At 57.7% G+C, this 18,462-nt stretch carries 20 protein-coding genes; 11 read left to right on the forward strand and 9 right to left on the reverse strand.

What is annotated here, in order from left to right:
- The first annotated feature begins 46 nt into the window (after nt 1-46).
- Both cutC and ID864_RS02250 read left to right on the forward strand, forming a co-directional pair.
- Nucleotides 47-802 carry a copper homeostasis protein CutC gene (gene cutC / locus ID864_RS02245; protein WP_099753934.1) on the forward strand — a complete coding sequence of 252 codons (756 nt, stop codon included), beginning with the start codon at nt 47-49 and terminating at the stop codon, nt 800-802.
- Between the two features lie 172 nt (nt 803-974).
- Entirely contained in the window at nt 975-1,805 is an 831-nt protein-coding gene (locus ID864_RS02250) for a hypothetical protein (RefSeq protein WP_191149346.1), read from the forward strand.
- A gap of 62 nt (nt 1,806-1,867) precedes the next feature.
- On the opposite strand, the gene cmoB is transcribed toward ID864_RS02250, so the two are convergent.
- The 6 genes from cmoB to ID864_RS02280 form a co-directional block, all read right to left on the reverse strand.
- Nucleotides 1,868-2,836 (reverse strand): tRNA 5-methoxyuridine(34)/uridine 5-oxyacetic acid(34) synthase CmoB, encoded by a 969-nt coding sequence (gene cmoB / locus ID864_RS02255; protein ID WP_048915814.1) that lies wholly within the window; start codon nt 2,834-2,836, stop codon nt 1,868-1,870.
- On the reverse strand, nt 2,833-3,573 hold the full coding sequence (cmoA, locus tag ID864_RS02260; protein WP_048915815.1) for a carboxy-S-adenosyl-L-methionine synthase CmoA: 741 nt from the start codon (nt 3,571-3,573) through the stop codon (nt 2,833-2,835). Before cmoA ends, cmoB begins: the two co-directional genes overlap by 4 nt.
- Before the next feature lie 91 nt (nt 3,574-3,664).
- The gene (locus ID864_RS02265) at nt 3,665-4,060 is read right to left on the reverse strand and encodes an MAPEG family protein (protein WP_048915816.1); all 396 of its coding nucleotides are present in this window, start codon (nt 4,058-4,060) and stop codon (nt 3,665-3,667) included.
- 67 nt (nt 4,061-4,127) lie between these two features.
- Complete coding sequence (locus ID864_RS02270) at nt 4,128-4,952, reverse strand: DUF72 domain-containing protein (RefSeq protein ID WP_191149347.1); 825 nt, start codon at nt 4,950-4,952, stop codon at nt 4,128-4,130.
- 101 nt (nt 4,953-5,053) lie between these two features.
- The gene (locus ID864_RS02275) at nt 5,054-5,620 is read right to left on the reverse strand and encodes a hydrolase (protein WP_048915818.1); all 567 of its coding nucleotides are present in this window, start codon (nt 5,618-5,620) and stop codon (nt 5,054-5,056) included.
- A gap of 207 nt (nt 5,621-5,827) precedes the next feature.
- Nucleotides 5,828-6,421: a hypothetical protein gene (locus tag ID864_RS02280; RefSeq protein WP_191149348.1), complete on the reverse strand. Its 594-nt coding sequence runs from the start codon at nt 6,419-6,421 to the stop codon at nt 5,828-5,830.
- A 266-nt stretch (nt 6,422-6,687) separates the two neighbouring features.
- On the opposite strand from ID864_RS02280, the gene aspS reads away from it, so the two are divergent.
- The 6 genes from aspS to ruvB all read left to right on the forward strand — a co-directional run bounded on the left by aspS (nt 6,688) and on the right by ruvB (nt 12,024).
- Nucleotides 6,688-8,475 (forward strand): aspartate--tRNA ligase, encoded by a 1,788-nt coding sequence (aspS, locus tag ID864_RS02285; RefSeq protein ID WP_048915820.1) that lies wholly within the window; start codon nt 6,688-6,690, stop codon nt 8,473-8,475.
- Nucleotides 8,475-8,909: a dihydroneopterin triphosphate diphosphatase gene (gene nudB / locus ID864_RS02290; RefSeq protein WP_048915821.1), complete on the forward strand. Its 435-nt coding sequence runs from the start codon at nt 8,475-8,477 to the stop codon at nt 8,907-8,909. Before aspS ends, nudB begins: the two co-directional genes overlap by 1 nt.
- Nucleotides 8,910-9,000: 91 nt before the next feature.
- Nucleotides 9,001-9,744, forward strand: a complete 744-nt coding sequence (locus ID864_RS02295; RefSeq protein ID WP_048915822.1) for a YebC/PmpR family DNA-binding transcriptional regulator — start codon at nt 9,001-9,003, stop codon at nt 9,742-9,744.
- 31 nt (nt 9,745-9,775) lie between these two features.
- Nucleotides 9,776-10,297 (forward strand): crossover junction endodeoxyribonuclease RuvC, encoded by a 522-nt coding sequence (ruvC, locus tag ID864_RS02300; protein WP_048915823.1) that lies wholly within the window; start codon nt 9,776-9,778, stop codon nt 10,295-10,297.
- A gap of 92 nt (nt 10,298-10,389) precedes the next feature.
- Nucleotides 10,390-11,004, forward strand: coding sequence for a Holliday junction branch migration protein RuvA (gene ruvA, locus ID864_RS02305; protein ID WP_048915824.1), 615 nt, complete (start codon nt 10,390-10,392; stop codon nt 11,002-11,004).
- Nucleotides 11,005-11,013: 9 nt separating this feature from the next.
- Complete coding sequence (gene ruvB, locus ID864_RS02310; RefSeq protein ID WP_048915825.1) at nt 11,014-12,024, forward strand: Holliday junction branch migration DNA helicase RuvB; 1,011 nt, start codon at nt 11,014-11,016, stop codon at nt 12,022-12,024.
- Nucleotides 12,025-12,091: 67 nt separating this feature from the next.
- Here ruvB and znuB read toward each other — a convergent pair whose 3' ends face one another.
- Nucleotides 12,092-12,877, reverse strand: a complete 786-nt coding sequence (znuB, locus tag ID864_RS02315) for a zinc ABC transporter permease subunit ZnuB (RefSeq protein ID WP_187497920.1) — start codon at nt 12,875-12,877, stop codon at nt 12,092-12,094.
- On the reverse strand, nt 12,870-13,628 hold the full coding sequence (gene znuC, locus ID864_RS02320; protein WP_191149349.1) for a zinc ABC transporter ATP-binding protein ZnuC: 759 nt from the start codon (nt 13,626-13,628) through the stop codon (nt 12,870-12,872). Before znuC ends, znuB begins: the two co-directional genes overlap by 8 nt.
- A gap of 77 nt (nt 13,629-13,705) precedes the next feature.
- On the opposite strand from znuC, the gene znuA reads away from it, so the two are divergent.
- The 3 genes from znuA (at nt 13,706) to lpxM (ending at nt 17,098) form a co-directional block, all read left to right on the forward strand.
- A complete protein-coding gene (gene znuA / locus ID864_RS02325; RefSeq protein ID WP_048915828.1) occupies nt 13,706-14,653 on the forward strand; it encodes a zinc ABC transporter substrate-binding protein ZnuA in 948 nt (315 codons plus the stop codon).
- Between the two features lie 11 nt (nt 14,654-14,664).
- Nucleotides 14,665-15,990: a murein DD-endopeptidase MepM gene (gene mepM, locus ID864_RS02330; RefSeq protein ID WP_048915829.1), complete on the forward strand. Its 1,326-nt coding sequence runs from the start codon at nt 14,665-14,667 to the stop codon at nt 15,988-15,990.
- A 136-nt stretch (nt 15,991-16,126) separates the two neighbouring features.
- On the forward strand, nt 16,127-17,098 hold the full coding sequence (gene lpxM, locus ID864_RS02335; protein WP_099753926.1) for a lauroyl-Kdo(2)-lipid IV(A) myristoyltransferase: 972 nt from the start codon (nt 16,127-16,129) through the stop codon (nt 17,096-17,098).
- Between the two features lie 110 nt (nt 17,099-17,208).
- Here lpxM and ID864_RS02340 read toward each other — a convergent pair whose 3' ends face one another.
- Nucleotides 17,209-18,435, reverse strand: coding sequence for an MFS transporter (locus tag ID864_RS02340; RefSeq protein ID WP_048915831.1), 1,227 nt, complete (start codon nt 18,433-18,435; stop codon nt 17,209-17,211).
- Between the last annotated feature and the right edge of the window lie 27 nt (nt 18,436-18,462).

Below are 18,462 nucleotides of genomic sequence, written 5' to 3' on the forward strand. Positions count from 1 at the left end.
GAGTATACATAAACAAACAGCCAGCAGTGATTAACCGGAGGATAGGATGCGAAAACTGGAAATATGCTGCTACGGGGTGGAGTGCGCAGTGACGGCAGAACGGGCGGGAGCCGACCGGATTGAGCTGTGCGCAGCCCCCGGCGAAGGGGGACTGACTCCGTCAGCAGGGGCATTGATTGCCGCACGCCAGCGCGTATCGATTCCGGTTCACCCGATCGTACGCCCGCGCGGCGGCGACTTCTGCTACAGCGAGATTGAATTTGAGTTGATGAAGTCGGACATCGCTTTTATCCGCGATCGCGGCTTCCCCGGGCTGGTGATCGGCCTGCTGGATGAAGACGGGCATATCGATCTGGCGCGCATGCAGCAGGTCATGCGGCTGTGTGAGGGCATGAGCGTGACCTTCCATCGGGCGTTCGACCTGTGCCACAACCCACGCAGCGCGCTGGAACAGTTGACGGATCTCGGCGTGGCGCGCATTCTGACTTCAGGCCAGCAGCAGAGTGCAGAAAGCGGATTACCGCTGTTAAGGGAACTTAGCCGCATGACCTGCGGTCCGATTATTATGGCGGGTGCCGGCGTGCGCCTGAGCAACCTGCAAAAATTTATTGATGCCGGTCTGACTGAGCTTCACAGCTCGGCCAGTCAGCGAGTCTCTTCCCCGATGCGTTACCGCAAAGCCGGCGTGTCGATGTGTTCCGAAACAGAAATAGATGAATTCAGCCGCAGCTGCGTTGATGGCGACGTGGTAGCGGCAATGAAAAGCGTAATGTCGTTTGGCGCTCCCGAAAGAGTGGCCTGAGACAGCAGCCGATTTTGCCGCGCAGCACGCCGCACTCTGACGTGATGTTTGCAAGTACCAGACCCCAACCCCTTTGTTGGGGTTTTTTTTGTTCTCAACGCACGCAGATGATGCCGGATTACGCAAAAAACTTTTACACTCACTCTATCCATAACCCGTGATGAGAGCCTTGATGAAGATTTTCGCTTGTACGTTAACGGCGCTGATGACTTTACTGGTGGCCCCGGCGGGATATGCCGCAGCAGCCTGCGCACCCGGCTCTCAGCAGGTGAACAATAACAACAGCCTGATGATGCTGGGCGGCACGGCAAAAGGCCCCGTCAAACAGTTTGTGGTGGGGGAGTTTGGCAAAGATGTCGACCAGCAAAAGCGCATGCTCGGCCAGTTTGACCGCTGCGGAGCACTGCTGCGCGCCGATATCAGCTATGAGAAGCAGGAAGGGAATATGCAGATCAAGCTGGTACAGAATATCGAGCGCGTCGGGCAGGGCTGGCGCTCGGGCTATGATCTGGTGGTGTTTCAGCTAAAGGACGGCCAGCCGGTTGAGGTCAACCATAAGCAGGGCACCATCGACTATCACACCGGTAAGCGCGGCAGCATCACCAGTTCAACCGATAAATTTTTGCTGCAGGGTGAGGAAGGTTTTACGGAAACCACTAATCGCTTCGACGACAAACAGCGCCTGGTGCGCAGCGTGTCGCGCGGCTCAGACCAAAATAGCAACGGGGCTTTCGACTACCGCTGGAATAATAACAATCAGCTGCTCTCTTCAAAATCGGAACGTAGCACCATGCAGTGGCGTTACGATAAGCAGGAGCGCGAGCTGAGCCTGACGACCAAATCCGACAATCCGCTCAGCAGTATGACCAGCGTCGACGAGTGCCAGCTGTGGGACGATCGCGGTAACTGTACCCTGAGCTACTCGCGCGAGATGGAAGTTTTTCCCAGTGGTATAGTGCGGCGCAATATTACCGCTGCCTACCGATTTGAGTATTGGGAATGAGAACGGGACGGGCATGCCCGTCCCCTACGCAGATGTCAGGCTCGCGCCACTTGTACCCTGATTCAGGGCTTAGTGGCGACCAGCACCGCACGCAGCGGGGCCGGATAGCCTTCTACCGTTTTGCCCGGGTCGTTCGGGTCGAGGAACTCGGCGAGGGATTCGCTGGTCATCCAGTCGGTCCGGCGCTGTTCCTCGGTGCTGGTCACGGAGTAGTCCGCAATCTTCACATCGACGAAACCACACTTTTCCAGCCAGTTTTTTAACGCCCCGGTAGAGGGGATAAAGTAGACGTTGCGCATTTGTGCGTAGCGTTCGCCCGGCACCAGCACCTGCTGGTCGTCGCCTTCCACTACTAACGTCTCCAGCACCAGTTCTCCGCCGGAAACCAGCTGGTTTTTCAACTGGAACAGGTGATCCAGCGGTGAGCGGCGATGGTACAGCACGCCCATGGAAAACACCGTGTCGAATGCCTTCAGCTCCGGCAGTTGCTCAATGCCGAGCGGCAGCAGGTGGGCGCGCTGATCGTTACCCAGCAGCTTGCGCACGGCTTCGAACTGGCACAGGAACAGCTGCATCGGGTCGATGCCCACCACCAGCCTGGCACCTGCGCCCAGCATGCGCCACATGTGGTAGCCGCTGCCGCAGCCGACATCCAGCACGGTGCGCCCGGCCAGGGAAGAGATATGTGGCAGGACGCGCTCCCATTTCCAGTCGGAGCGCCATTCGGTATCGATATTGACGCCATACAGCGAGAAGGGCCCTTTGCGCCACGGCATCAGATTGCGCAGCAATTTCTCAATACCGTCACGCTGGCGGGCGGTCAGATGGGCACTGTCGGCGCTGACGCCGTGCAGCAGGTCGAGGGTTTCCGGGGTGAGATCCGGCAGGTGCTCGACGGAGCGGTCCCAGTTCTTGAAGTGGCCGTGCAGCGACTCGCGCTGCCAGGCGGCGATCTGCCCCGGCAGCGTTTCCAGCCAGTGTGACAGCGGGCTTTTGGCAATCAGTTGGTAAAAGTTTCCGAAATCCATCAGGCTTGACCCGCTTTTAAAGCAATTAAAGATCCAAAGTTAAAGCACTGGAACCACAGCTCGGCATGTTCGAAACCGGCGCTGTGCAGGCGCGATTTGTGGGTTTCCACGCTGTCGGTCAGCATCACGTTTTCCAGCATGCTGCGCTTCTGGCTGATCTCCAGCTCGCTATAGCCGTTAGCGCGTTTGAAGTCGTGGTGCATGTTAAACAGCAGTTCACCCACATCGGCATCGGCAAAGCTGAATTTCTCAGACAGCACCAGCGCGCCACCGGGCTTCAGGCCCTGATAAATGGTATTCAGCAGCTGCTGGCGCTCCTGCGGTTCAAGAAACTGCAGCGTGAAGTTGAGCACCACCATCGAAGCATTTTTAATCGGGATCTGGCGGATATCGGCTTCAATGACCTCTACCGGCGTGTCGGCACGGAAGGCGTCAATATGGCGGCGGCAGCGCTCGACCATCGCCGGGGAGTTATCCACGGCGATAATATTGCAGCCTGCGGCTTTGATGTTGCGGCGTACCGATAGGGTAGCGGCGCCCAGTGAACAGCCAAGATCATAGACGGTTGAGTCCGGCTGTACAAAACGCTCGGCTAACATGCCAATCATTGAAATAATGTTGGAATAGCCGGGCACGGAGCGCTGAATCATATCGGGAAAGACTTCAGCCACGCGCTCGTCAAACGTCCAGTCGCCAAGTTTGGCAATTGGCGCGGAAAACAGCGTATCGCGGTTAGACATAATGGTAAGTCCGGAGAGGCTAACGGAAAGGGCATATTCTGGCAGAAAGCGGCGCGGGCTGCACCTTTTCTGCCAGCTGCCAGTCTGCGGATTAATGCAGGGTGAAAACCAGGTCCCACGGCAGGAACACCAGATTGGTGACAACCATGCCAAACAGGGAGAGCAGCGTGAGGATCATGCCATTGCGGCGCCACAGCAGGGTCCGGCTGCGTAAGCCGTGAAAGTGCATCAGGCGACCGAGGAAAAACAGCACGCCGAGCAGATGCAGCAGGACCATGTCAGCGCCGTTCATCTCCATCATCACCAGCAGCATCACGGCAATCGGAATATTTTCTACCGCATTGCCGTGCACCCGGATGGCAAGCTGTAAATCAGAGACGCCGCCATCGCCAATGGAGACCCGGTACTGACGCCGCAGCTTCACCACATCCAGAGAAAATTTAATAATAAAAATCGCGCCAAGAACTACGTAGAGAGCACTGACCATCTCTCACTCCATGTTGTAAGAAATTTCTTGTGCGACAGGGTAGCGGACAAACCGCTCTCTGTCGCTATCAGAACAGTAACTCCTGCCGTGGCCAGTCGGGAGCATCCCCTACCTGCGGCAATGCCTGCTGGAGAGCAGGCCACAGATAACGCACCAGTTCCGGGGCAAAGCCCACGTCCGGGGTATGAATAAACAGCCACGGCTGGCCCGCATCGTACCACTGCGGCAGGCGTTCCAGCCAGGCGTTAAACCAGCCGAGATTAGCAGCCGGGTCGTCCCCGCCGATGAAGCGAATCATCGGGGCATCTGCCGTCATCAGCGCATGGACCGGTAGCTTTGGCTTCTTGCGCTGGGCTTCGATAATTTCGGCAGTAGAAGGCACGGCGCTGTGTACGCCTCGCGTATCAAGAATGACCCGGTTAACCCGGCGCTGGTGCAGGCCGCGGTTCAGGGCGCGCTCCGCTTCCCCTTTGGCAAAAAACTCCGTGTGGCGCACTTCAACCCCGTAGCGAAACTGCGCGGGGAGGCTATCGAGAAAGCCCCAGAGCACGGGCAGGTCGGCCGGGGAAAAGGCGGAAGGGAGCTGCAGCCAATACTGCCCAAGACGATCGGCCAGCGGCACCAGCAGCGAGAAAAACTCGTTACACAGATCGCTGCACTGGCGCAGCGCCGCCTGGTGGCTGATGGTGGCCGGAAATTTAAAACAGAAGCGGAAATCATCATGGGTCATCGCCCGCCAGCGCTGCACCACTTCCGGGCGCGGCAGGGCATAGAGCGTGGTGTTGCCCTCAACGCAGTTAAAGTAGCGGGCATAATCCTCCAGGGTGCTCATCCCCAGTTTCTTCCATTGTGGGTGCTGCCACTGCGGCAGGCCGAGATAAAACGGCTTCATCACGTTTCCTGTGAGTGTTGACTGCGGGCGACTGTAACGCGGGGGGATGATGGTGTGCAAGGGAGAAAAGGACCGGTTCCCTCCGGTCCGCGCCACGCGGATTACAGTGCGGCGATCACCTCTTCAGACTGGCGAACGCGGGCAATGCGCGGGAAAATCCACTCGAAGCTGGCCTGGTGCTGCTCTGCCGTCGCCGTGCTGCAGATATCTTCCGCAATCACCAGGTTGAAGCCCAGCTCCCAGGCGTTACGCGCGGTAGATTCCACACCGATGTTGGTGGCAATGCCGCCCAGAACAATCGTGTCGATGCCGCGGCGACGCAGTTGAAGCTCCAGGTCGGTGCCGTAAAATGCGCCCCACTGGCGTTTGGTCACTTCCAGATCGCTGGCCTGCACGTTAAGCGCCTGTGGGTAAGTCCACCAGTTTTCCGGCAGCGCGCCGCCCGCATGCTCAGCGTCCACCGGCTGCTTCAGCGCTTCGGCGAAATCAGCCGACCAGCCCACGCGCACCAGCACTACCGGTGCATTGACGGCACGGAATTTTGCGGCCAGTTTGGCAGAACGCGCGACCACATCGCTGGCAGCGTGCGGGGCATTACCGAAAGGCAGGATGCCATCCTGCAGGTCGATCAATACCAGGGCAGTGGTTTTTGGGTTCAGTTTAAACATGACTTTCTCCGGTTCAGCAGGTGAAAAACAGCGAGAATACAAAGGAACCGGCTATTTGCGCGACAAATTATGGCGATAAAGCTGGGGAGATTTGTTAGCGGGTATTTCTTAGCCTGCGAATAGCTACATGGGGAATCATTGTTCCCCATGACAGAGACTCAGGTCGTTGCGGGCTAAACTTCGATGTCAAAAAGGGTTTCCTGCGGCTCACCCAGCGTGCCGTAACGCTGGAGCTCTTCGCGTAAGGATTGCCACCGCTCCTGATAAATACGGCGATTTCGCTCGGCCTGTTCGGCTTTGCTCAGGCTCCTGCGCTCTGTGGTACTTTCCTGTTTCAATAACATAGATTCCTGCCTCCCTTTGAATATCCATGCGGTAGCGGTAGTCTAACTCCACTGATTGTTTTTTCAACAGATAATTGTAATAACGGCCCAGAGCAGGGCGGGCGGACAGCCAGAAAAGGATGCTGCACTGCCCGCGATGCGCAAAATTGCGCATCACAGAGCCAATCCCCTGGATGAACAGGGCTTCAAGCTCTTCCCGGCTGTAGTGCATCGCGCTATAAGTGTCATAACGCGCGCGTGGATGCAGGGCATACAGCGCCTGCCGGTCAAAAAAATTAACCATCCAGGCGGTGCGGAGCTGCTCAGGGCTGTACCAGTCAGCCAGCATCAGCCCGTAGTCAGCTAGGAACTCAACGTGGTATTCACTTCTGAGCCAGTCACTCTTGTGGACGTTAAGTAAATAGTGATGCCGACACCGCGGCGTAGGTGTCATTTTGCTGCCTTGTATTCTCATCATACGTTCCCTGTGCTGCGTTCATTTCCGGGTACTGAGCAGCGACACTAGCGCTGGCAGAGCCACGCCGCCAGTTGCTTTATTGACCGCTTGAAGGGACTGGAATGCTGCTCGCGTTTTTTCTGCGCTGTTGCACTGATGACAGCACTTATCCTGTGAGGCGTTTTCCATTATAATGGCCGCCATTTTTCGCGGCAGCAGCGCTTCTCAGAGCAGGGTATTGATTAAAAATGCTGCACCCGCAGCGCTGTAGTTAAAAGGATATCGTTATGCGTACTGAGTATTGTGGACAGATCAACCTGTCTCATGTAGGCCAGCAGGTAACACTGTGCGGTTGGGTTAATCGCCGCCGCGACCTCGGCAGCCTGATCTTTATTGATATGCGCGACCGTGAAGGCATCGTGCAGGTGTTCTTTGACCCGGACCGTCAGGAAGCTTTCAAGCTGGCTTCTGAGCTGCGTAATGAGTTCTGCATTCAGATCACCGGCACCGTGCGTGCGCGTGATGAGAAAAACAAAAACAGTGATATGGCGACCGGTGAGATCGAGGTGTTTGCCACCGACCTGACCATCATCAACCGCTCTGAGCCGCTGCCGTTGGACTCCAACATGGCGAACAGCGAAGAAGCGCGTCTGAAATATCGCTACCTCGACCTGCGCCGCCCGGATATGGCCAACCGCCTGAAAGCGCGTGCCAAAATCACCAGCTTTGTGCGCCGCTTTATGGATGAGCACGGTTTCCTCGATATCGAAACCCCGATGCTGACTAAGGCTACGCCGGAAGGTGCCCGTGACTATCTGGTGCCAAGCCGCGTGCACAAAGGCAAATTCTATGCGCTGCCGCAGTCGCCACAGCTGTTCAAACAGCTGCTGATGATGTCCGGGTTTGACCGCTACTATCAGATCGTCAAATGCTTCCGTGATGAAGACCTGCGCGCCGATCGCCAGCCAGAATTTACCCAGATCGATGTTGAAACCTCGTTTATGACGGCGCCACAGGTGCGTGAAATTATGGAACGTCTGGTGCGCGAGCTGTGGCTCGACGTGAAGTCTGTCGATCTCGGCGACTTCCCGCAGATGACCTTTGCCGAGGCGATGCGCCGTTACGGCTCTGATAAGCCGGACCTGCGTAACCCGATGGAGCTGGTGGACGTTGCTGACCTGCTGAAAGACGTAGAGTTTAAAGTCTTCTCCGGCCCGGCGAACGATGCTAAAGGACGCGTTGCCGCACTGCGCGTGCCGGGTGGCGCGCAGCTTAGCCGCAAGCAGATTGACGATTACGGCAAATTCATTGAAATCTACGGTGCCCGTGGCCTGGCGTATATCAAGGTGAACGAGCGTGCGAAAGGCCTGGAAGGGATCACTAGCCCGGTGGCTAAATTCCTGAGCGCGGAAATTGTTGAAGCTATTCTGGCGCGCACCGCTGCCGCCGATGGCGATATGATCTTCTTCGGCGCTGACAGTGCCAAAGTGGTGGCCGATGCGCTGGGTGCACTGCGCCTGAAGCTGGGACGTGACCTGAAAATCACCGACGAAGCCGCATGGAAACCGCTGTGGGTGATCGACTTCCCGATGTTTGAAGACAATGGCGAAGGCGGCCTGACGGCGATGCACCACCCGTTCACCGCGCCGAAAGATATGTCACCAGCCGAGCTGAACAGCGCGCCGGAAACGGCGATTGCCAATGCCTACGATATGGTGATCAACGGTTATGAAGTGGGCGGCGGTTCTGTGCGTATCCACAATGGCCAGATGCAGCAGACCGTATTCGGCATTCTGGGTATTGCTGAGCACGAGCAGCGCGAGAAGTTTGGCTTCCTGCTGGATGCTCTGAAGTTCGGTACGCCGCCGCACGCTGGCCTGGCCTTTGGCCTTGACCGCCTGGTGATGCTGCTGACCGGCACGGAAAACATCCGTGATGTTATCGCCTTCCCGAAAACGACCGCTGCGGCCTGTCTGATGACCGAAGCGCCAAGTTTCGCCAACCCGGCTTCCCTGGCTGAGTTGGGTATTGAGGTGATTAAAAAGGTCAAAGACCAGCCATTAGAGAACGAATAATGGCCTTCAAGCATCCGGTATCAGTGCTGGTGGTGATTTACGCCGCCAATACGGGGCGGGTGCTGATGTTGCAGCGGCGCGATGATGTGGATTTCTGGCAGTCGGTCACCGGCAGCCAGGAAGCAGGGGAGAGCCCCGCACGGACCGCGCAGCGCGAGGTGCTGGAAGAGACGGGAATTGATATTTGCGCGGAGCAGCTCACATTAGTGGACTGCCAGCGTCATATAGAATTCGAAATCTTTCCGCACTTCCTCCACCGCTATGCGCCGGGCACCACCCATAACCGGGAACACTGGTTTACTCTGGCGCTGACGGCGGAGTGCGACATAACGCTGAGCGAGCATCTGGCCTATCAGTGGCTGGACGCCCCGGCCGCCGCCGCGCTCACCAAGTCCTGGAGTAATCGCCAGGCAATTGAAGAATTCGTAGTTTAACTTTGGTTTAATCTTTTGAACTTAGCCAAACGGTCAGGCGTCATCGCCAGCAAGATAGCCTGTCCGGTGCCAATTTGGAGACTAATAGGAAATGGCGGGACACAGTAAATGGGCAAATACCAAGCACCGCAAGGCTGCACAGGATTCCAAGCGCGGTAAAATCTTTACCAAAATCATCCGTGAGCTGGTGACGGCTGCCAAACTGGGCGGCGGTGATGCCAGCTCTAACCCGCGCCTGCGTGCGGCGATGGATAAAGCGCTGTCCAACAACATGACGCGTGACACCATGAACCGTGCGATTGCACGCGGCGTGGGCGGCGATGATGATACCAATATGGAAACCATCATTTATGAAGGCTACGGCCCGGGCGGCACCGCCGTGATGATCGAGTGCCTGTCTGATAACCGTAACCGTACCGTGTCTGAAGTGCGTCATGCCTTCACCAAAACCGGCGGTAACCTGGGGACTGACGGGTCGGTTGCCTATCTGTTCACTAAAAAAGGGGTGATCTCTTACGCACCTGGCCTGGATGAAGATACGGTGATGGATGCGGCGCTGGAAGCCGGCGCTGATGACGTGGTGACCTATGACGATGGCGCGATTGACGTGTTCACCCCGTGGGAAAACATGGGCGCGGTGAAGGATGCTCTGGAAGCGGCAGGTCTGCCAGCGGAAAGCGCGGAAGTCACCATGATCCCATCGACCAAAGCGGATATGGATGCGGAAACCGCGCCAAAACTGCTGCGTCTGATCGACATGCTGGAAGATTGTGACGACGTGCAGGAAGTTTACCATAACGGTGAAATTTCTGACGAGGTGGCGGAAACGCTTTGATAGCGGCTCCATCGCACCGCAGGAGCGCGTAATGGCGATCATTCTTGGTATTGACCCGGGTTCGCGCATTACCGGCTACGGAGTGATCCGCCAGGTCGGGCGGCAGTTAACCTATCTGGGCAGCGGCTGTATCCGCACCAGCGTGGCCGATCTGCCGACCCGCCTGAAGCTGATCTACGCGGGCGTCAGTGAAATTATCACGCAGTTCCAGCCAGAATATTTTGCTATCGAGCAGGTATTTATGGCCAAGAACGCGGACTCGGCGCTGAAGCTCGGCCAGGCACGCGGGGCGGCGATCGTCGCGGCGGTTAATCAGGACCTGCCGGTGTTCGAATACGCGGCGCGTCAGGTCAAGCTGACCGTGGCAGGCACGGGCGGTGCGGAAAAGAGCCAGGTGCAGCACATGGTGCGCACCTTGCTTAAACTTCCTGCTAACCCGCAGGCGGATGCGGCGGATGCGCTGGCCATTGCCATCACCCACTGCCATCTGAGCCAGAACGTCACGCGTATTGGCGAAGGCAAACTGACCCTTGCACGCGGCCGCCTGAGTTAGCTTTCATCCCGAAATTCCCGGCAGGCTGGATATTCATCCAGCCTTTTTTATGCTATAAACTCCCCACTTAAAGTTATCGGAAGGAAGCGAATGTGATAGGTCGTCTGAGAGGCATTATCCTGGAAAAACAGCCGCCCGTGGTGTTAATTGAGGCCAGCGGCGTGGGTTATGAGGTGCAAATGCCGATGACCTGTTTTTATGAGCTTCCCGAACTCAATCAAGAAGCGATCATCTTTACCCAGTTCGTGGTGCGTGAAGATGCCCAGCTGCTGTTCGGCTTTAACAGTAAGCCCGAGCGTGCGCTTTTTCGCGAGCTGGTGAAAGTGAATGGCGTCGGGCCGAAGCTGGCGCTGGCGATCCTCTCCGGGATGTCGGCCCAGCAGTTTGTGACTGCCGTCGAGCGTGAAGAGATCGCCGTGCTGGTGAAACTGCCGGGCGTGGGCAAGAAAACCGCCGAGCGCCTGGTGGTTGAAATGAAAGACCGCTTTAAAGGCATGCACGGCGATCTGTTCGCCAGCGATGCACCGTTTGCCCTGACCAGCGAAATGCCGGTGGAAACGGGTAACGATGCCGAGAGTGAAGCCGTTGCTGCGCTGGTCGCCCTGGGGTATAAACCGCCAGAAGCCAGCCGGATGATCAGTAAAGTGGGCAAACCTGATGCCGACTGCGAAACGTTAATTCGCGAAGCCCTGCGCGCAGCCATTTAGAGGTAAAGCATGATTGAAGCCGATCGCCTGGTCTCTGCCGGGGTTATTACAGAAGAAGAGGTGATTGACCGCGCGATCCGTCCGAAGATGCTGGACGAGTACGTCGGCCAGCCTGTGGTGCGCGAGCAGATGGAGATCTTCATCAAAGCCGCCAAAATGCGCGGTGATGCGCTCGACCATCTGCTGATCTTCGGTCCTCCGGGCCTCGGTAAAACCACGCTGGCCAACATTGTCGCCAATGAGATGGGCGTCAATCTGCGCACCACCTCCGGGCCGATTCTGGAGAAGGCGGGCGATCTGGCTGCTATGCTGACCAACCTTGAGCCTCACGACGTGCTGTTTATCGATGAGATCCACCGCCTTTCACCGGTCGTGGAGGAGGTACTGTATCCGGCGATGGAAGATTACCAGCTGGATATTATGATCGGTGAAGGGGCGGGTGCCCGCTCGATCAAGCTGGACCTGCCGCCGTTTACCCTGATTGGTGCTACCACGCGCGCCGGGTCGCTCACCTCGCCGCTGCGCGACCGCTTTGGCATCGTGCAGCGCCTGGAGTTTTATCGCGTGGAAGATCTGCAGCATATCGTCGGGCGCAGCGCAGCCTGCCTCGGTTTGCCGCTGACCGATGATGGCGCGCTGGAGATCGCCCGCCGCGCCCGCGGTACGCCACGTATCGCCAACCGCCTGCTCAGGCGCGTGCGTGACTTCGCGGAAGTGCGTGCCGCCGGGGAGATGAGTGGCGATGTCGCCGCGAAAGCGCTGGATATGCTGAGCGTCGATACCGAAGGTTTCGACTATATGGACCGTAAACTGCTGCTGGCGATTATTGATAAGTTTATGGGTGGCCCGGTCGGGCTGGATAACCTGGCGGCGGCGATTGGCGAAGAGCGCGAAACCATTGAGGATGTGCTGGAGCCATTTTTAATCCAGCAGGGCTTTATTCAGCGCACGCCGCGCGGGCGTATTGCCACCGGGCATGCGTACAAGCATTTTGGTATCGATCGCCCGGCTTCTCCGTAGGGGCGAGGCATGCCTCGCCCGCTGCCAGCAAGCCAGGGTCAGACATGCCTGACCCCTACGAGGGATGCTAAACTGCCGGTTTCTTCACCATACTCAGCATAAACAGCACGGCAGCGCCCAGCACCACGGACGGGCCTGCCGGCGTGTCATAAAACGCCGAGAAGGTCAGGCCGGCAGTGACGGCCAGCATGCCAACCACAATAGCCAGCAGCGCCATCTGTTCCGGGGAACGGGCAAAGCGGCGCGCGGTGGCGGCAGGAATAATCAGCAGGGAGGTGATGATCAGCGCCCCGACAAACTTCATGGCCACGCCAATGGTCAGCGCGGTGATCAGCATCAGAATCATTTTGGTACGCTGAATATTCACCCCATCCACCTGCGCCAGCTCCGGGCTGATGGTCATCGACAGCAGCGCGCGCCACTGCCAGCCCAGCAGCAGCATCACCACCGCCACGCCCGCCGCAATCGTCCACAGATCCTGCGGCGTGACGGCCAGCAGGTCGCCAAACAGATAGGCCATCAGGTCAACGCGCACGTCTGACATCAGGCTGACCACCACCATCCCCAGCGACAGCGCGCTGTGCGCCATAATCCCGAGCAGGGTATCAATGGCCAGATGCGGCCTGCGCTCCAGCCACACTAACACCAGCGACAGCAGCAGGGTCACCGCGATCACCGCATAAAACGGGCTGACGTTGAGCAGCAGGCCAAATGCCACGCCGAGCAGAGAAGCGTGCGCCAGGGTGTCGCCGAAGTAGGACATGCGGCGCCAGACCACAAATGACCCCAGTGGACCGGCCGCCAGCGCCAGTAAAATGCCGGCCAGCCAGCCGGGTAATAACAGCTCAATCATTGCGTCCGGTCCCTCTACGTAAAACAATGCGTCCCTGAAGATCGTGACGATGGTTGTGATGATGGCGATAAATGGCCAGCTGCTCGGCACCGCGTGGGCCAAACATCGAGATAAATTCCGGATGTTGCGACACCGCCTCCGGCGTTCCGGAGCAGCAGATATGGTGATTGAGGCACAGCACCTCATCGGTTTTCGCCATCACCAGATGCAGATCGTGGGAGACCATCAGCACGCCGCAGTTCAGCTCGCGACGCAGCTGGTCAATCAGATCGTACAGTGCGACCTGGCCATTAACATCGACGCCCTGAGTCGGCTCATCCAGCACCAGCAGCTGTGGCTGATTGAGCAGTGCCCGCGCCAGCAGCACGCGCTGCATCTCACCGCCGGATAATTTCTGCAGCGGATACTCCAGCAGCTGCGCGGCCTGCACGCGCTTCAGCGCCGGCAGGATATCGGCGCGCTTCACGCCGGGGCGCAGACGCATAAAGCGATCGACGGTGAGCGGCAGGGTGACATCCAGATGAATTTTTTGCGGCACGTAGCCAATTCGCAGCTGGGCAGGGCGGGTCAGAGTACCGGCGGTAGGGGCAATCAGCCCCAGCACCACGCGCACCAGCGAAGATTTACCGGCACCGTTTGGCCCGAGCAGGGTCAGAATGCGGCCGGGCTGCAGCGTCAGTGAAACATCAGACAGCACGCGGCGCTGACCAAAACTCACAGATATTTTATCAAGGGCTATCAAAGGGGACATATCGATTACTGGTTGCAGAAGTTTACGGATGTTATAATATCACAACCCATCAGCTAATCACGATGGATTGAATCATTATGTTACATAAAAAAACGCGTGCCTTTTCAATGCTGGCTGGCCTGAGTGTCGCCGCTTCGCTTGCACTTCCTGCCCAGGCCGCCGTGGTAGCCTCTGTTAAGCCGGTGGGCTTCATCGCCTCAGCCATTGCCGATGGTGTAACCCCGGTTGAAATCCTGCTGCCCGACGGTGCTTCAGAGCATGATTACGCGCTGCGCCCATCAGACATTAAACGCTTGCAGGACGCGGATTTAGTGGTATGGGTCGGGCCAGAAATGGAAGCTTTTATGACCAAATCGGCCGCTTCCCTTCCCGCACAAAAGAACGTTGAAATGGACACCCTGCCGGGTGTAAAAGCGCTGCTGCTGAAGGGCGGGGAAGACGAAGAGGAAGAGCATGAAGGGCATGCTCATGGCGGTGCCGAAGAGCACGAGCACCACCACCACGGGGAATATAATATGCACCTGTGGATGTCTCCTGAAATCGCCAGGAAAACTGCTGTTGCAATCCATGCAAAATTATTGGAACTTATGCCGCAAAGCAAGGACAAACTAGACGCTAATCTGCAGCACTTTGAAGCAGAATTGTCGTCTGCCGATGCGAAAATCGGTAATCAGCTGGCCCCGGTGAAAGGTAAAGGATATTTCGTTTTTCATGATGCTTACACATACTTTGAAAAACACTACGGTCTGACTCCATTAGGTCATTTTACCGTGAATCCTGAGATCCAACCTGGCGCGCAGCGTTTACATCAAATACGAACACAGTTGGTTGAGCAGAAGGCCGCATGCGTCTTTGCTGAGCCACAATTCAGGCCGGCCGTGATTGAAGCCGTTGCCAGAGGGACCAAAGTGCGTTCGGGCACGCTGGATCCACTCGGGACGAACATCACCCCAGGTAAAGATAGCTATGTGACATTCCTCTCACAGCTGTCCAGCCAATATGCGAGCTGCCTGAATGGAGAATAGAGGAAACTTAAGTGCAGCAGATTGCCCGCGCTGTCGCCATAGCGTTCAATAATTTACCCCGACCTCACCGCATCATGCTGGGGTCGCTCACCGTCGTAACTCTGGCCGTCACCGTCTGGCGGCCTTACGTTTATCATCCTGGCAGTGAAAGCCCGATTGTGAAAACGGTCGAGCTGGAAAAGAGTGAGCTGCGCACGCTGCTCCCGGAAGCCAGTGAACCTATCGATCAAGATACGCCGTCCCCCGCTGATGATGTGCCTAAAGATGAAATCGATGAGGATGTGCCGGATGAAAGCGGCACGCACGACTATGTCGTTTCCACCGGCGACACGCTCAGCAGCGTACTGAATCAGTATGGCATTGATATGTCTGATATCAGCCAGCTGGTGAAGGCGGATAAAGACCTGCGTAATCTTCAGATCGGCCAGCAGCTGTCGTGGACGCTCACCGATGATGGTCAGCTTCAGCGCCTCAGTTGGGAAGTTTCCCGCCGTGAAACCCGTACTTACGATCGTTCCGGCGAAGGCTTTAAATCTTCCGCGGCGATGCAGAAGGGCGAGTGGCAGAACAAGGTACTGAGCGGCGTGGTTAACGGCAGCTTCGTCAGCAGCGCCCGCTCGGCAGGCCTGACCGGCGGCGAAATCAGCGCGGTGATCAAATCACTGCAGTGGCAGATGGATTTCCGCAAGCTGCGCAAAGGCGATCGCTTCGCGGTGCTGATGTCGCGTGAAATGATGGACGGTAAAAGCGAGCAGAGCGAACTGCAGGGCGTGCGTATGAGCAGCGGGGGCAAAGATTACTACGCTATCCGCGCTGAAGACGGCAAGTTCTATGACCGCAGTGGTTCCGGTCTGGCGCGCGGCTTTATGCGTTTCCCCACGGTGAAACAGTACCGCGTCTCCTCTAACTTTAATCCGCGCCGCGTCAACCCGGTCACCGGGCGTATCGCGCCGCACAAAGGCGTCGACTTTGCCGTGCCGGTCGGTACCCCGGTGCTGGCGGTGGGTGATGGTGAAGTGATCGTCTCCAAGCGCAGCGGCGCTGCGGGCAACTATGTGGCTATCCGCCACGGTCGCCAGTATATGACGCGCTATATGCACCTGAAAAAGCTGCTGGTGAAGCCAGGTCAGAAGGTGAAACGCGGTGACCGTATTGCGCTGTCCGGCAATACCGGGCGCTCCACCGGGCCTCACGTGCATTACGAAATCTGGATTAACAATCAGGCAGTCAACCCATTAACGGCCAAGCTGCCGCGTATGGAAGGGCTGGCCGGTAAAGAGCGTCGCGACTACCTTGCGCAGGTGCGTGAAGTGGTGCCCAAGCTGCGATTTGAATAATTCAGCTGCATGAAAACTGAGCCGATGGGTGTTGCCGTCGGCTTTTTTTTTAGGCAGGCAGAGGCTAAATGACCAATAACATTGCAAATTTGCCCGTCAGCACTATCATAAGCCCGTTATTGTTCGAGGCCAGTGCATGGAAAACAGAAAAAAAAGTAACGTTGAGTTTATACCCACCTTTCAGAAATCCTTTCTTTTACCGCGTTACTGGGGGAGCTGGCTGGCGGTAGGTGCCTTTGCTGGTCTGGCGCTGGTTTCCCCGCGTCTGCGCGACCCGCTGCTGGGTGCGCTGGGGCGTTTTGCCGGCAAGCTGGCGCGCAGCGCGCGACGTCGTGCGCAGATTAACCTGCTGTACTGCATGCCTGAGAAGACCGAAGCCGAGCGCGAGCAGATTGTCGATGAGATGTTTGCCACGGCACCGCAGTCGATGGCGATGATGGGCGAGCTGGCTATCCGCCCGAAGAGCGCAATCAAACGCATTCGCTGGCACGGCCGTGAGATTATCGAACCGATGCGCGCAGCGGGTCAGAATGTGATCTTCCTTGTGCCGCACGGCTGGGCGGTCGATATTCCGGCAATGGTGCTGGCTTCCGAAGGGCAGCCGATGGCGGCGATGTTCCATAACCAGAGCGATCCGGTGATGGACTATGTCTGGAACAGCGTACGTCGCCGTTTTGGTGGCCGTATGCACGCCCGTAATGATGGTATCAAACCGTTTATCAGCTCTATCCGTCAGGGTTACTGGGGCTACTATCTGCCCGATCAGGACCACGGTGCCGAGCACAGCGAGTTTGTCGATTTCTTCGGCACCTATAAAGCCACGCTACCCGCGCTGGGCCGCATGATGAAAGTGTGCCGCGCCAGAGTGGTGCCGCTGTTCCCGGTGTACGACAGCAAAACGCATATGCTGGATATCTGGCTGCGCCCGCCGATGGATGATTTGGTGGATGTGAACGATCAAAAACTGGCGCGGCGGATGAATGAAGAGGTCGAAATCTTTGTGCGCCCGAACCCGGAGCAGTACACCTGGATCCTCAAGCTGATCAAAACGCGTCGTCCGGGTGAGGTTGAGCCCTACGATCGTAAAGAGCTGTACCCGAAGAAATAAGCAGTTTGCGCGTAGGGGGCGACCGCTGTTCTGGTCGACCCGCAACGACTTCAAGGGCGGACCGAAAAAGAGGGTCCGCCCCTACACAACATCACATCACCTTCTGATTATCAATCCAACGCCGAACGGCGCTTTCTCTCACGCAGGAACGCACGCACCAGCCAGCACCAGAGCAGGCCGCAGGCCAGATTTGCCAGGCTGAAAGCACGCGTGCCATCGCTGAAGTAAGCAAACTTCGCCAGCTCAATCCCCAGCGCGAACACCAGAATACTCACCATACCGAGCATCGCGGCCACGCTGCCTTTGCCTGCGCTGCTGGAAAACAGCGTCAGACGATACAGCCCGGCATTGACCAGCCCGGTGCCGAAGCCATAGATGCTCAGCCCGGCAGTCAGCCACAGATAGCTGTGGCCGTCGATCAGCGCGGCAATGGCGGCAATCCCCAGCCCCAGAAGGATTGGCCAGGCACCCAGGCGCAGCGGGAAGTCGATTGGCACGCGGGAGGCCAGCTTACCCAGCGTCAGGTTACCGGCAATCATCGCGACAAACACCGGCAGCTGCAGCAGCGCATAGTCCATGCGCGACAGCCCCTCGTCGTGGATCAGGATCACCGGCGACAGCGCCACCCAGGCCAGGCAGGGAATGGTGACCAGGCCTATCGCCAGCGAACCGCTCATCACCTGACGGTCCTTCACCAGTGCCAGGTAGCCTTTGCCGAGTGATTTCAGCGACAGCGACATCTGCCTGTCGCCTGCGGTTTCCGGCATGGTACGCCACAGTCCAACCAGCGCCACGGCGGTCACCACGCCAAACAGCCAGAACATGGTGCGCCAGTCGCTGAACTCAAGGAATGCCGCACCCGCCAGCGGGCCCGCTAACGGCGCCAGCAGGGCAACGTTCGCCATCAGCGCCATAATGCGCACGCTCAGGGCCTCGTCGAATGCTTCCTGTATGGCGGCATAACCGACGGCGCCGATAAAGCACAGGCTGATGCCCTGCAGGAAACGCAGCAGGACAAACTGCTCAATGCTCTGCACCCAGTGGGTCGCCATACAGGTCAGCATAAAGAAGGCGACGCCTGAGAGCATCACCGGGCGGCGGCCGAGCTTGTCGGACAGCGGCCCGAGCAGCCACTGCAGCACAATGCCGCCAATCAGATAGGCGGTCAGCGAGGCAGATACCCACTCCGGACCGACCTTAAACTCGCTGGTCACCAGCAGCATGCCGGGCTGGATCATATCGTGGGCGATATAGGTGGCAAACTCAAACAGCACCAGTGACAGCGGGAAAATCAGATGTCGCCGGGTAAGGTTTGCTATGGGGATAAATGACGCCATTCCGGCTCCCTCCTGGAATTAATGAAA

The organism is Erwinia aphidicola, assembly GCF_014773485.1.
Classification (GTDB): Bacteria; Pseudomonadota; Gammaproteobacteria; order Enterobacterales; family Enterobacteriaceae; genus Erwinia; species Erwinia aphidicola.

Bases quoted from the DNA above. Each gene is read 5' to 3' on its own strand.
- cutC (WP_099753934.1), top strand. From the start codon at position 47: ATGCGAAAACTGGAAATATGCTGCTACGGGGTGGAGTGCGCAGTGACG.
- ID864_RS02250 (WP_191149346.1), top strand. From the start codon at position 975: ATGAAGATTTTCGCTTGTACGTTAACGGCGCTGATGACTTTACTGGTG.
- cmoA (WP_048915815.1), bottom strand. From the start codon at position 3,573: ATGTCTAACCGCGATACGCTGTTTTCCGCGCCAATTGCCAAACTTGGC.
- ID864_RS02265 (WP_048915816.1), bottom strand. From the start codon at position 4,060: ATGGTCAGTGCTCTCTACGTAGTTCTTGGCGCGATTTTTATTATTAAA.
- ID864_RS02270 (WP_191149347.1), bottom strand. From the start codon at position 4,952: ATGAAGCCGTTTTATCTCGGCCTGCCGCAGTGGCAGCACCCACAATGG.
- ID864_RS02275 (WP_048915818.1), bottom strand. From the start codon at position 5,620: ATGTTTAAACTGAACCCAAAAACCACTGCCCTGGTATTGATCGACCTG.
- ID864_RS02280 (WP_191149348.1), bottom strand. From the start codon at position 6,421: ATGATGAGAATACAAGGCAGCAAAATGACACCTACGCCGCGGTGTCGG.
- aspS (WP_048915820.1), top strand. From the start codon at position 6,688: ATGCGTACTGAGTATTGTGGACAGATCAACCTGTCTCATGTAGGCCAG.
- nudB (WP_048915821.1), top strand. From the start codon at position 8,475: ATGGCCTTCAAGCATCCGGTATCAGTGCTGGTGGTGATTTACGCCGCC.
- ID864_RS02295 (WP_048915822.1), top strand. From the start codon at position 9,001: ATGGCGGGACACAGTAAATGGGCAAATACCAAGCACCGCAAGGCTGCA.
- ruvC (WP_048915823.1), top strand. From the start codon at position 9,776: ATGGCGATCATTCTTGGTATTGACCCGGGTTCGCGCATTACCGGCTAC.
- ruvB (WP_048915825.1), top strand. From the start codon at position 11,014: ATGATTGAAGCCGATCGCCTGGTCTCTGCCGGGGTTATTACAGAAGAA.
- znuB (WP_187497920.1), bottom strand. From the start codon at position 12,877: ATGATTGAGCTGTTATTACCCGGCTGGCTGGCCGGCATTTTACTGGCG.
- znuC (WP_191149349.1), bottom strand. From the start codon at position 13,628: ATGTCCCCTTTGATAGCCCTTGATAAAATATCTGTGAGTTTTGGTCAG.
- znuA (WP_048915828.1), top strand. From the start codon at position 13,706: ATGTTACATAAAAAAACGCGTGCCTTTTCAATGCTGGCTGGCCTGAGT.
- lpxM (WP_099753926.1), top strand. From the start codon at position 16,127: ATGGAAAACAGAAAAAAAAGTAACGTTGAGTTTATACCCACCTTTCAG.
- ID864_RS02340 (WP_048915831.1), bottom strand. From the start codon at position 18,435: ATGGCGTCATTTATCCCCATAGCAAACCTTACCCGGCGACATCTGATT.